This is a genomic window from uncultured Pontibacter sp., assembly GCF_947492645.1.
Taxonomy (GTDB): domain Bacteria; phylum Bacteroidota; class Bacteroidia; order Cytophagales; family Hymenobacteraceae; genus Pontibacter.
The window spans coordinates 371,808-385,884 of sequence record NZ_CANLMZ010000003.1 but is presented as its reverse complement, the minus strand read 5'-3'; the positions used below and the strand labels follow the sequence as shown (position 1 = coordinate 385,884).

7 protein-coding genes are annotated in these 14,077 nt (G+C 46.6%); all 7 read right to left on the bottom strand.

The window, feature by feature from the left end; translation table 11 throughout:
• Window positions 1-108: 108 nt before the first annotated feature.
• Window positions 109-1,377, bottom strand: a complete 1,269-nt coding sequence (locus Q1A23_RS04470; RefSeq protein ID WP_299820038.1) for a M28 family peptidase — start codon at window positions 1,375-1,377, stop codon at window positions 109-111.
• A 49-nt stretch (window positions 1,378-1,426) separates the two neighbouring features.
• On the bottom strand, window positions 1,427-1,759 hold the full coding sequence (locus tag Q1A23_RS04465) for a VanZ family protein (RefSeq protein ID WP_299820035.1): 333 nt from the start codon (window positions 1,757-1,759) through the stop codon (window positions 1,427-1,429).
• A 68-nt stretch (window positions 1,760-1,827) separates the two neighbouring features.
• Complete coding sequence (gene gcvH, locus Q1A23_RS04460) at window positions 1,828-2,208, bottom strand: glycine cleavage system protein GcvH (protein WP_299820032.1); 381 nt, start codon at window positions 2,206-2,208, stop codon at window positions 1,828-1,830.
• Between the two features lie 60 nt (window positions 2,209-2,268).
• Entirely contained in the window at window positions 2,269-9,363 is a 7,095-nt protein-coding gene (gene sprA / locus Q1A23_RS04455) for a cell surface protein SprA (RefSeq protein ID WP_299820029.1), read from the bottom strand.
• Between the two features lie 72 nt (window positions 9,364-9,435).
• Window positions 9,436-10,026, bottom strand: coding sequence for a Holliday junction branch migration protein RuvA (gene ruvA / locus Q1A23_RS04450; protein WP_299820026.1), 591 nt, complete (start codon window positions 10,024-10,026; stop codon window positions 9,436-9,438).
• The gene (locus Q1A23_RS04445; RefSeq protein WP_299820023.1) at window positions 10,027-12,300 is read right to left on the bottom strand and encodes an NADP-dependent malic enzyme; all 2,274 of its coding nucleotides are present in this window, start codon (window positions 12,298-12,300) and stop codon (window positions 10,027-10,029) included.
• 267 nt (window positions 12,301-12,567) lie between these two features.
• Entirely contained in the window at window positions 12,568-14,073 is a 1,506-nt protein-coding gene (locus tag Q1A23_RS04440) for a LysM peptidoglycan-binding domain-containing protein (RefSeq protein WP_299820020.1), read from the bottom strand.
• Between the last annotated feature and the right edge of the window lie 4 nt (window positions 14,074-14,077).

Here is a 14,077-nt window from a genome sequence, read left to right as displayed (position 1 = left end):
TTTTAATGTTGTTAAAGCATCTTGGGAATGATAGAATGGTGTTAGAAGCAGCGATTGTATGTTACGGAGATTTATACTTGCAGCTTCGGGTAAGATCAGCTTTTAAAATTACTGTAAGTGTGCCGCAAAATTCAGAATCAAGTTATATACTTCTGCAAATTTGGTTAAAGGTAATTGGCTGGCATAGTCGTGGGTATTGTGGTAAGCTGTTGTTCCGCCCAAAGTATAAAAGAAGAATGCCGGAACGCCCTGTTCTGAAAAAGGATAATGGTCTGAGTTGGCTGCTTTGCCGCGCCGCTTGAGCTGGGGCAGGTAATTATGTTCTTTGTTGATCGCATTGAGCAGAGCGAACTCTTGCTCGTGTACCTGCCCGTTTACTACCATCAATCCTTCGCTGCCGGTGCCCAGCAAATCGAGGTTTACTAGGAAACGGATATCTGCAAGTGGAGATAGTGGGTTTTGCACATAATGGAGTGAACCGAGCAACCCGGCTTCTTCAGCGGCAAAGGCTATAAAAATTATACTATAGCGTGGTTTGTTCTCGGGTTTGCTGTAATAGTCGGCTAACTCCAGCAGCATGGCTGTGCCGCTGGCATTATCGTTTGCCCCCGGAAAGTATACGCGTTTGCCCTGGCCACCCAAATGGTCGTAATGTGCCGTGAAAACTAAAAAAGAGTCGGGCTTGGTGCTGCCTTCTATGTAACCTATAACATTACGGGCCTCATGCTTCTGGTTTAAGCTGTTCTTTATACTATACTTTATACTTTTGGCACCAGCAGGCCAGGCAGCGGCAAGCACTTCGAGCACCGGCACAGCATCTGCCTGCCGTGCAACCGCTGTAAGAAGGCCTTTCGGCTGAAGTATAATGTGCACCCTGGCTTGTTGTAATTTAAGCTGCTGTGGCTGCGATAGTTGGTTTACGAGTTTTGCATCCTGCTGGCGGTATACAATAGCCTTGCCCTTAAACCGTTTCGAAAAGAATTTCTGTGCCGCGGCGGCATCTGTAAGTATAAGGCTATCCAACATAAGTACAGTTGCCTTGCCAGCACCGGAGGGAGAGGAGGCGCGTGCCACAAAGTCGGCTCCGGGCTCTAATGTATTGCTATTTACTTGCAGCTGTGGTGTTTCAGTTATCCTGTTCACCTGAAAAGAAAAGGGCTGGAAGTATGAGTTGCCGAGTGGTTGCAGCCCGGTTTGCTTAAACCTGTCGCGGATGTAGTTGGCCGCTTTGGCGTCTCCGTCTAAAATATAGCCGCGCCCGTGAAAGTATGGGCTGGCCAGGGTATCAATTGTTTGGCGTACCCGAGGCATGTCTTGCGCAGCGGCGGCGCCTGTAAGAGCAAGTATAAACAGCAGGCAAGTATAAAATTGCTTCATCTGTTAAAGATAAGCATCCGAAACTAAAAGAAGTAAAGTATAGTGATTTCTACCAGATGTACACCCACTTAAACAGCACGATGCCTAGCAGGCAGCCAAGGGTGTTGGCAAGCACATCCATTAAATCGCCTTGCCGGCCCTGGATAAAGAAATGCTGCATCAGCTCCACAAAAACACCAAATGCAAAGCTGATGAACAGGCTGGTTCTGATGGCGTAATGGCGAAGCTTAATGTAGGTGAATTGTTTTGTAAGCCCGACGATCATCAGGAAGGTAAGCACACCAAACAGAAAAGCGTGTGCGAAAGAATCAAAAGAAAAAAGCTCCCAAATGGAGAGCGAGGGCATAGAAGAAGAGGGCAGTAATGTCGTTAAAAGGATCATTACTGCCCACAATATGGTAAATAGATTATAGCGTAGTATCAAACCGGCTTAATCTGTAAAACCGAAAATTACTGACCGATCAGCTCGCGGTAAGCATCCGCAGAAAGCAAGTCTGCTGTCTGGCCTGCATCACCGATTGACATTTTAATGATCCAACCATCGCCGTAAGGGTCAGAGTTAACTAACTCAGGGCTGCCTTCTAGTTTTTCGTTAAACTCCAGTACTGTACCGCTTAGTGGGCTAAATAAGTCAGAAACGGTTTTAACGGCCTCTACTGTACCAAAAACGTCTTCTCGGTTAATGTCTTTGTCCACAGTATCGATGTCTACATAAACGATATCGCCAAGTTCGCTTTGTGCGAAATCTGTGATGCCAACATATGCTACATCGCCTTCAATGCGTACCCACTCGTGGTCTTTGGTATACTTTAGGTTCTCTGGTAAGTTCATTTGATTTATCTGTTTAAGATTACAGCCCAAAAATACGGCCTTTTTCGCAATGCTAAAATTTTATTGTAAACTAACTCGTAGTTGAACGCCACCCTCGGTTACGCTGTTTCGGAACGATGTAGATATTTTAGGATCTGACACCGTACGCAGCACATAAAACTGTATGTTCAGGCGCTGGCTCAGTACATAATCTATTGTTGGGCGCAACTGCAGTTGGCGTGTTCCGTTCGTAATCTGGTTCTGGCTTACTTCAAAGCCTGCGTCGTCTGTGGCAATGGCCCGTTGTACTGTCTGGTTATCACGCACCGAAAAATCCAGGCGCATGGTCAGTTCATTTTCCAGCACACGGCGCTGCCCGCCAATCCTGAATGGTATCCTGAAATTACTTGTCGCGTACCCTAACCCGATTACGTAGTCTTTTACATTCGTTTCGGTTACCTGCGCGTTGGTCAGGTTCAGCGATAGGTTCCGCTCAATCTTATACTCTATACGGCCAGTCAGGTTGGTTTTTGTCCTGAAGTTTACCCCCAGCAACGGCGCTAACCTTTCCGATACCGTCAGCTGGTTTACGATGTAGTATGGCACGAGCTGCCCAAAGTTGTTCTTAGCGCTTGCGAAGCCATCCGGCTCCTGGTCGTAAAGCAACGATGTGGTGAAGCTGGTAACGTTGTAGCTTGAGTTGTAAGCGTGCGTAATATTTACCTGGCTAAACCATTGCTGGAAGAACGGCAGCTGCGACAAACCATTGTAATCTAAACGCCAGTTAGGAATAGGCAAACGCTTGAACGGGTTATCATCCGGCTCGGCTTTATAGCCATTTATATCGCGGCCCTGGTAAGCGTACAGGAACGACTTTATCAATACATCCTGAGAGTTTAAAGTATAACCTGAGTCACCGGCTGCGGCGTTGGCGGCAGATAGCTTTTCCCGCACATCGTAACGGTTGCGGATAAAGTTTTCAAATGAATTAGAAGTGCCGGCGCTTGTGTTCTCAAACAGGGTACCGATCGCCATAAACGAAGTAGAGAAGGCACCTGTGTTAAATGGATTCTGGCGCTGATCTACGGTTCCTACTTCTCCAAAATCATCAAATTCTTTGCGGTAGAAGATTTCCTCGATAGTTGATTTATTGCGGCGCACATCCAACTGCACGTTAAAGCTCTTAAACGGCTCCAGGTTTGCCTGTGCCCTGAAATCCTGAGTAAGTATACCACTAAGCGGCGTGTTCAGATACTGGCTGCTGTCGGTATACCATCCGTTTTCTTTCGCCCTGAAGTATAAATCATCCAGGTCGTACTGCTTGCCAAGTATAAACGGCAGGCCCGGTGCCTCAAACTGATCATCAAACCCGAAAAATTGCGTACTTGGCAAATAGCCCGGCAGCATAGTGCCACGGTTTTGCAAGTATGTGAAGTTGATCGAGCGTGTCATCATCAATACTCTGGCCAGCCCCTTCGCAAACTTCATTTCTGCTGCAGGCTTGCTAGCCGTTGTGTCGCCTGGCGCTGGTGCAGCAGGCCGTGCTGCCGGAGCAGGTGTATTTACAGCTTTCAAGAACTTCACTTTATTGTAGAGCTTCACCAGGTCAAACTTACCGTTTACTGTAAACTCGGTGTTGTTTTCTACGGTGTTACCTAACCTGAAAGTAGTATCCTGGTTCAGGGCAGTAGAGCCAGCCGTCCAGATGTAGTTTACGGCATAACGGGTATCAGCTCCGATCCAATCAACCAGCGGGAATTTCTCCAAAGGCAATTTATAGTTAACTGCCACCATTTGGTTGAAATTGGTATTACGGCCAAAGTTTTTCAGGTTATCCCAGATAACTTTATTCTTGTAAGCTAGTGAGTCGATTTCCTTGTTTATTCTGTTGTCAGGCTCATCTATAATAGCTCTGTTTGTTGCAGTATAGTCTAGGGCCAGGCTTTTGGTAATGTCCCACTTCAGGTCGTAGATGCGGTTAAAGTAAAAGTACTTCTGGAAAGTCGGGTCGATGCCTCTCGTCGTGATCAGACCTGTTTCTGAATCGCGGCGCTGCAGGAACGTTTCGTTGTAGCGGCGGTCCAGGTCTGCCCTGAAATTAAAGCTGCTTGGCAACGGCGTAAAGTTCAGGTCCTTTATCAGGCGCAGGTACGGCGACTTCAGACTTTCTGATTTGGCAAATGGCTCAATGTTTTTTGGTGTGGTATTGTAAGTATAAGCCACAGCACCATTATACGTCTTCGTAAAATCTCTGTCAGTTTCGATATTCGTAAACAGGCGCTCCGCATAAGAGTAGGAGAAGGAGAAGTTCTCGATGTCGTAAGGGCGCACCTTGTCCTCTGGGTCGGTTCGCTCTTTGCGCACATTAAGCAGGCTTATACTTTTCCTGGTCTCGCGGGTGGTTACTTCCTTTTTATACTCCTTTTTAGCTTCTTCTGTATCAAACCTGGTAAGCGATTGTTCCAGCGGTACGTCTTTATCTAATGGGTCAAACTGAGGTTCGCTGTTTAGTGTACCATACTGTACCGACAGCGGTACTCTGATGCCCAGTTTCTCTGGCAAGAACTTATCTGCCACAATGTTGGCGCTTACATCAAACAACGCTGTGTTTTCACGTGCGCGCTGCGATATTTTCTGCTGCAGGCCACCAAAACCAACCGTAGTATAAGCACCTGTGGCGGTAATGTTGGCGAAGTCTGCGAGTTTGGTATTTAAACGTCCGTTGGCTGCCCAGCCTGTTTGGTTTCTGAAATCTGTTACACGAAGCTCATCCACCCACATACACACAGAGTGCGGCTGCCCATTGTCTGTTGGGTTACGCATACCGATCATGATGCTCTGCACTTCACTAAAATCCGGGTTACCTACCACGCGTATGGTTTTACCGTCTATGTTCACGTCAAACGGCCTGAAACGATCGAAGCCCGGCTGCCTGTTGCGAAGTACTTTGGCATTCACGAATTCTTCCAGAGCAATATCAATTTGGTTGCCTTGAGGCCAGATGGCATCTGCCGTTAAGCTGCCTTGGGGTGTAATCTCCAGCGGAACTACATACTCATAGTAATTCTGCGTAAAGTCAGTACCTATTCGGATAAATGCCTGTACATCACCGTTCTGTATGCCTGCGTCCTGGCTTTGAGCATGTATAAACAGCTTCAGGCGCTTGTATATAAGCATGTCCAGGGAGATGTTTTTGTAAACAGCCTTAGAGAAAGAGTCTTTCAACTCATCCACGCAAAGCTGCAGCGACTGCTCGTTCTGGCGACGATCGTTGGTAGAAGCGTAATCGCGGAGGCGCTCAATTCCCGGAGGCACTACATACGGAATGCTTCCTTCTGTAGACTGCCCGTTTTCTTCGATGTTTACAGTTGAGATCGTAAACGATCTGGCATCATCAGTACAGGTTAAGCAAGGATTACCATCGGTGATCGGCTGCAGGTACTGGCGCCATTGGTTTGCCACAAACTGGAACTGCACAAAACGCATTACTACCGGGTCAGCAAACTGCGTAAGGTACATGCGCATAAACCTGATCGATTTGAAGCCGCTTATACCCCCTACGGTTCCGGTTGGCTGGCGGATAGGCACTCTGAACTGGTACCAGGTAACTTCGTTGTTCTGGATAGCATCAACAATGTAATTCTGCCCAACATTTAACTGGCCTGGCTGTAGGTCTATTTTATACTCGTAGTACTGCTCCACATCGTTTATCACGTTGTCGCGGTTCAGGTCTTCTTTGTCAGGGAAAGCGTAGTTAGAGAAACGGCTGTTTTCCGGGGAGTTATTCTCCATGCCGTTAAAGTTTTTGTAACGGGCAAGTATACCAGCGTTCTGCGCATCATAGCTTGCATCCAGGTGGTGCAGGAAATTATCTCCTGATGGGTCATCAAGTACAATCTGCGGTGGTGTGCCCGGTATCTGGTTCAGGAATGTGTTCTGGAAGTAGGTACGTTCGCTCGCATCATTCAAACCATCCAGACCAATATCCTGAAACTGGCGACCACCTGAAACACCTGTAAAGGCATCCGTCAGGAACTGCTGCGTAGTCACGCGTCCCCAGAGCGTTTCCTGTATACTTTGCAGATTATCCGCTGCTGTTGGTAAGCCGTTCTCAAAAGAGTATAGGTTATCCTGTAGCACATCTTCTGATACACTACCTAAGTTAAATACCAACTGTCCGCCTTCTGTGCTTGTAATCGGATTGCCTTGTGCATCTTTTCTTCCGTTTGGCCCAGAGATGAAAGGGTCCATCATCCAGAACTCAATGTACTCGATGTTGGCATTATCAAAGTCTGTATCAAACGAAATATCACGGCTGATACCACCCCAGTTATTACGTGGGTCGTCTGCTAAAAGGCCTTGTGGTGTAAGGCGAGGGTTATAGTTATACTGCCCGCGCTCTCTTGGGTAATAGGCTAAATCAAAAGTATACTCAAAGGTGTTGGCTACTTCAGGGTCGCGGCCCGGGAACACCTCATTTCTTCTAACGCCCCGCACATAGTGGTTGGCAAGCTCTTCTTTTGTGATGTTATCAGGCCTTAAATTATCTGCATCGCGGTAAAAAATCTGGTCTATAGTATACCAGGCTAATTTAGCTCTGTTGTAGGCGTTGGCAAGGCCAACACCTGGTACCAGAGGAGCAGGTGTGGCAGCTAATCGCCAGCTCGTGTTGTTGAAGCCACCCAAGCTGTAAGGTGTTTCGGCACCTTCAAAGTCATCAATGTAAGAAGCGCCATCCTCATTTACAGCAGACTTTGTTTTGGCGGGCACTAACTGGGCAAACTCACCGCTGAACGATATCAAAGAAGGTACCTTGGTTTGTATCAGCGGTATTGCATCCGTCATCTTCGTCAGGAAGCGCGATTCTTTTTGCACGTTTAAATCAAAGCCGTAAATCGTGTTGTTAGATGGCTCATCGCCTATACTTACGCGGTTAATGTATGGCTGCTCGGCTAAGTGTAAAACGGTAGCACCAATATTTACGTCGTCATTCAGCCTATAATCAAATCTGGCACCTAATAGCGAGCGAGGCTGTATGTTCAGCAGTTCAGCTTTTTCATAAGTTACCCTTAAATCGCTGGCCGAGCTAATGTAGCTTGGGTTAAGTATTTTGATGCGGCCAAGGTCGTAGAACACCTGGTAGTCTGTGCCTTCTACGAGGCGCGTACCACCCGAGTATACTGCCACAGAACCCTCTGCAATCCTAAAGCCTGGCAAGGTGATCTCATCGGCGGATGTGGCCTGCAAACGGCCTTTCAGGAAGAATTTAGCTTTTACGTTATTCTGCTGTGCGTCTGTCTGAGTTTGCTCATACAGTTCCTGGAATACGTAGCGTTCGATCAACTCTGGTCTGCCGGCTAGTTTTTGAGCAAGGTAGCTACCAAAAGGCTCTACCTGCGGAAAGAAAATACGACCGGATTCAGTATCAATGGTAATGCCTGGTAAAAAGTCGAAGTTACCGTCACTTGGCTTATCGTTGTTTGTGTTTACGTTATCCAGGTTTAACACCTCCACCAGCGGAATATTCTGGATAGGGCTTGGCTCTTTTATACTTGTAATATCCACCCCCGTTTCATCATCTTTGTAGATGATCTGCATCTGGAAGTTCTGGCGGTTTACCTGCGTGGCATCCAGGCTATACACGTTCTTCATCATCAGGTCCCAGGTTGGGTACTCTAATGCCGGGTTCGTGGCACGCAGCAATTTCATATGGACAACTTTCTGGTCGTCCAGGTTCTGGTAATCTTCTATCAACTCACCTACCTGGTATGTTTGGCCGTTGTAAGTATACTCAAAAGACACACCCAGCACCTGATCTGGGAGTAGTGCAGAGTTAAGCGAGATATATCCGAGTTGAGGATTGAATTTATACTCTCTTGGGTCGAGCTTGCGGGCACGTACGTGCTCAAAATCGATTGTTTTCTGTAAGCCCTGGCTGCGCAGGTAATCATCTACGGTGCTGTTGTTGCGGGCCTGCGTGTTATTTAATAAGCTATAAAGCGAGTTGTTATCATTATCTGCTGGTGCCGTTGGTGGCCGCGTCTCAAACCTGTTTCTAAACGGGTCGGCCTCACCGATGTCCATGTGGGCCACCATGTTGCGCAGGTTTTCGGTGGAGCGGTTGTTATTGGTAACGTACAGCTCCAGGCGACGGATCACAATGCCCGAGCTTACCAGCGGCAGCTTAGCGAGCGCCTGGTCATAGCGGTTCCTGAAAAACTGGGATAGGAAGAAATGCCTGTCTTTGTCATACTCATCTATCCTGATCTGGAAAGGTTTGTTCTGTGCCCCGTTCTGGATAATCACTTCATCGTTACGCCCACGCACATTAGATGCAATAGTAGTAACACCCAGGCGGCCAAACTGCAGTTGCGTTTTTATACCAAACAGGTTTTGGGCACCTGTAATAAGCGAGTTATTTAGTGGCAAGCTTACGTTACCGGCCTCCACTTTGCGAATTATCTCTTCTTCGTAGCCCGTATAATCCAACTTCATGTTATTTTCGAAGTCGAAGTTGGCGTTGTTATCCCAGTTAAAGTTGATGCGCATTTTCTCACCTACCTTACCCACCAGGTTTAGGGAGATGTTCTGATCGAAATCGAAGTCGCCGGTGCGCTGCTGGCGTAGGGGTATAGTTGGGTTCTGGTTCCGGTTAAAGCGTGCGCCAAATTTAAGCGAAACGTTACCATTTGGCTGTATATCTACATAGTTGCCACCAAAAATGCGGTCGAAGGCAGGGCTGATATATATTTTAGGTATAAGCCTGTTGCTGCTCACCACGCTTTCACCATCCAGGCCGGCAGATTTGGTTCGCCAGTAACTGCGGATAGATTCACGTTGCTGCCACTCAGAATATTGCTGCAGCGTCATGGAGGATGGTGGACGATAATTTACGTCTCCTAATGTCTCCGTAATATTATAAAGTTGCAGGCTATCGTCTAGCTCTACGTTTAACTTTAGATTGCTTGGTTGGCCAAGTAGAAGAGGAGAGGAGGTGGAGCGTGTGCTAAAAGGGTTGCCGCGCCTATCGCTAGGCACAAAAGTTGGCCTCCTGCTTGGAATATAAGCAGTATCTTTTTTAACTGTATCCTGACGGGATAGCAGGTTTTGGAGAATGGTATACTTAATCCTTCCGGGTGAGCGCAGTACTTCCGCCTGCGACCACCAAGTCAGCATAGAAATAGCTGCAACCGATACTAGGAGCAGGTTGTGTTTTTTACTTTTCCAGATCAAATTGGGTATACCTGTTTAAGACGATTTCAAGGCAAACTTTATCAACTCTTCCACACTCAGATTGCCTCCCTCTCTTTTGATAATAGAGTCTAGTGTTTTCTCAGCCACGTTCTTAGCAAAGCCTAAAGTAACTAACGCTGATAACGCTTCGGCTCTGTTCGTATTGTGTGAGGCAGCAGGCACTAATGTATCCGTCAGCAGCGCTTCCTTCTTCATCTTATCCTTCAGCTCAAGTATAACACGCTGGGCCGTTTTAGCGCCAATGCCTTTTACTTGCTGAATCGTTCTTACATCTTCTCTGATAATTGCTTGCTGCACTTCATCCACTGAGAGAGAAGACAGGATCATGAGCCCCGTATTGGGGCCCACTCCTGAGATAGATATTAAAAGCAGGAACACTTCTTTCTCTGCTGCAGTAGTAAAGCCATAAAGCGTATGCGCATCTTCCTTGATGTGCAGGTACGTGTGCAGTTTACAGCGTTCACCAGTTGGCAGCGAAGAATAAGTGCCCAGCGATATTTTGATCTGATACCCCACGCCATTCACATCGATGATGACGTAGGTAGGATCTTTATAGGTTAATTTGCCATCAATATAGGCTATCATCTATATATGTTGATTGTTATAGTTTTGAGCATCTACGACAGCAATAGCTACCATGTTTATAATTTCTCTGATGGAGCTGCCTAACTGTAAAATATGTACAGGCTTACGCATGCCCATCAGTACAGGACCAATGGCTTCGGCACCCCCAATTTCTTGCAGCACCTTGTAAGCAATGTTACCCGAAGTAAGTGTTGGGAATATAAGTGTATTAGCACCCTTTTCAGCCAACTCACTAAACGGGTAGTGTTCGCGTAGCAGGTTTCGGTTAAGTGCTGTGTTGGCCTGCATCTCCCCGTCAATCAGTAAATTAGGGTATTTAGCTTTTGCTTTTCGTACGGCCTCTGCGCCTTTTTTAGGTATGTCGCCCTGTACCGATCCAAAGTTAGAGTAAGACAGCACAGCCATGCGTGGCTCAGTATCAAAAAAGCGTACAGTACGCGCTGTTAGTCCTATAATATCCACTAACTCATCGGCTGTTGGGTTAACGTTTACGGTAGTATCAGCGAAGAAGTATGGCTCCTTTTTGCTCAGGATAATGTACATGCCTGCCACTTTGTTGATGCCTTCCTCTACGCCAATTACCTGGAGCGCCGGTACAATGGTTTTAGAGTAATCGCGGGTTAAGCCCGAAATCAGCGCATCAGCCTCTCCACACTCTAGCATCATACTTCCAAAGTAATTTCTATCACGCATTTGGCGGCGGGCATCAAACAAGGTAAGGCCTTTACGCTGGCGTTTCAGGTAAAGCAACTGGGCATACTCTTCACGTTTGGCATCTTCCTCAAACGGATCGATGATAGTAACACCCTGCAGTTCCAGCTTCGTCTCTTCGATGATAGCCTGAATGCGTTTGCGGTTACCTAGCAGTATCGGATTCGCAATGCGTTGCTCTTTTACGGTTTGTGCTGCTTTCAGAATTTTGTAATGATCGGCCTCTGCAAAAACAACCGTCTTAGGATTTTCCTTTGCCTGGTTGGTGATGCGTGTCATTAACTTCTGATCAATGCCGATACGCTCTTTAAGCTCCTGCTCATACTTTACCCAATCGGTAATAGGAGTGCGCGCAACACCGCTTTCCATAGCCGCTTTTGCTACTGCCGGTGATACGGTAGTAATCAAGCGAGGGTCTAGTGGTGTAGGTATCAAGTAGAAACGGCCAAAAGATATGGTGTTGTCACCGTAAGCTTTATGCACTATCTCTGGTACAGTCTCTTTGGCAAGCGCTGCAAGCGAGTGTACAGCAGCCAGTTTCATCGCTTCGTTTATCTCGGTGGCACGCACGTCCAAAGCACCCCTGAAAATGTATGGGAAACCAAGTACGTTGTTTACCTGGTTAGGATGGTCGGAGCGGCCTGTTGCCATGATAAGATCTTCACGGGTTGCCATTGCCACATCGTAAGCAATTTCAGGATCAGGGTTTGCCAGCGCAAAAATGATCGGATTTGGAGCCATGAGTTTTACATACTCCGGCGGAAGCACATTGCCTGCCGATAAGCCAACAAAGACGTCAGCATCTCGCATGGCTTCTTCGAGTGTGGTTATTTTGCGCAGCGTTACAAACTGAGCTCTGTAAATATCCAGGTCGTCGCGTTCCGGACGGATAATGCCGTCTTTATCGAACATGACGATGTTATCCATTTTTACGCCTAAAGCAACGTATAGCTTGGCACAGGCAATAGCGGCGGCACCGGCACCGTTTACTACCATTTTAATATCGCCGATGTTTTTATCAGCAAGCTCCAGGGCGTTTAAAAGTGCTGCAGATGAGATAATGGCTGTGCCATGTTGGTCGTCGTGCATGAGCGGAATATTCATCTGCTCCTTTAGCGCATTTTCAATTTTAAAACTTTCAGGGGCCTTTATGTCTTCCAGGTTGATGCCACCAAATGTTGGCTCCAGAGACTTTACAATTCGTACAAACTCTGCCGGGTCGGTACAGTCAATTTCGATATCAAATACATCAATACCAGCAAATTTTTTGAAAAGAACGCCTTTTCCTTCCATTACAGGCTTTGAGGCATCTGGACCTATGTTACCCAAACCAAGCACAGCTGTGCCGTTTGATATAACACCTACCAGGTTTCCTTTGGCTGTATACTTATAAACGTTGTCTTTATCAGCGGCTATCTCTTTGCAAGGTTCGGCAACGCCCGGAGAGTATGCAAGCGCAAGATCGTGCTGCGTGCTCAACATTTTTGTAGGAACTACCTCTATTTTGCCAGGCTGGCCCTGCATGTGGTAGTTCAAGGCGTCTTCTTTGTTTACTTTAATCATTTGTATGCGTTGTTGTTTGTGTTGTTACAGCTCAATTCAGGACAACACTTTTGGGCTTTTTACAAATTATATCTTGCTAAAGACCAATTTCATAAGTTTTTCGCGTTAATCCAAAATCAAGCCTCCAAAGATAAGCGCTCTTCTCCATTGTGCAGCAGAAATTACAATTATTTAACTCCTTAGCCTAATGAAACAGCCTGAATTATAAACTAAAGAGCACCTCTTGCATTAAGAGGTGCTCTTTAGTTGAGGTACAAAGTATAAATTCTATCCAAGTATGAGTTTTTGCCCAGGCTGAATAGCGTTAGTCTTTAGCTTGTTAAGCTTTTTGATTTGCTCTACTGTAAGGCCATTGTGCCGCTGTGAAATAGTCCAAAGTGTATCGCCGGGTTGCACGTGGTAAATCAGCTTGTCTTTTTTTACTCGCTCTGTGGTTATTTTGGTAGGTTTTTCCTTTGCTGAGCTGCCAGTCTTTTCACTTGATGCCAGCAATGGTGTGGCAGCAACTTCATCAGCAGGCTTGTGGATCGACAGCTTTTGGCCTGGCATAATGCTGCTGCCCTTAATGCTGTTCCATTCTTTTAGCTCTGCAACAGATATGTTATAGTTTTGAGCGATAACAGATAAGTTGTCTCCGTTGCGTACAGTATAAGTTGTTTTTGCTGTTGATTGTGCTCCTTCTTCAGCAGCCTCAGCCTTTGTGCTAGCCAGTAATACGGTTGCTTTTGCTGGCTCCGGGCTTGCTTCTGATTCGGGTTGCTTAACTGGTGCAGCTGCTATAAGTATACACTCTTTGTCGTTAATCGATGCTACCAACTTTGCGGTTTGGGCAGGAATGCGAATTCTATAATTAAGTAGATGCTCCGGAATCTTGGTCTTCTTTATCTCCGGGTTCAGCGCCATCAACTCTTCAGGTGCCAGGTGCAGTTCTTCTGCCAGCTTCTCCAAGTCTACTACCTTGTTAAGTTCTAGGTAGGCTACATCTGGGGTATAAAGTATAGAATCTGAGAAGATGTTATGCTCAGGAGCATAATTCATGGCATAAATAACAGCCGTCATAGACGGTATGTAGTTTCGAGTTTCGCGCGGAAGGTAAGGGTAAATCTCCCAGAAGGTTCTTTTGCCACCGCCTGCCTTGCGGATAGCCTTATTTACGTTTCCAGGTCCGCAGTTATAGGCAGCCAAAGCCAGTTCCCAGTCGCCGTAGGTTCTGTAAAGTCTTTTAAGGAAACGCATTGCCGCATCTGTGGATTTCTCCGGGTCCATGCGCTCATCAATGTACTGGTTTTGTTCCAGGCCATATTCTTTACCGGTTACAGGTATAAACTGCCATAGTCCTACTGCTTTTGCCCACGAAGCTGCCTTCGGGTTAAGACCCGATTCTACTATAGCAAGATATTTCAGGTCTTGCGGCATGTTGTGCTTCTCCAGGTACTTTTCGAACAAAGGGAAGTATACATTCTCGCGCGACAGCATGGTGCGGGTATACTTTCTGTTGCGAATGGTAAAGTAATCGATATGGGCTCTAACATACTTGTTAAACTCAAGAGGTATATCAGACGCAATACAGCTTAAGCGATCCTGGATTACTTCATTAGGTTCATTAGGGATGTACTCAACCATTAACGCCAACTCATCCTGGGAAAGGAAAGTGGTGTCTGCTTCGGGCTGTAACGTGTCGCTAATAAAACCAGAATTGGCAGCCTGTGTGCCTGTAGCACTCAAGCTGCCAATCAAGGCGGCTACTACTATAAATAGTCTATAATATGTCATTGGA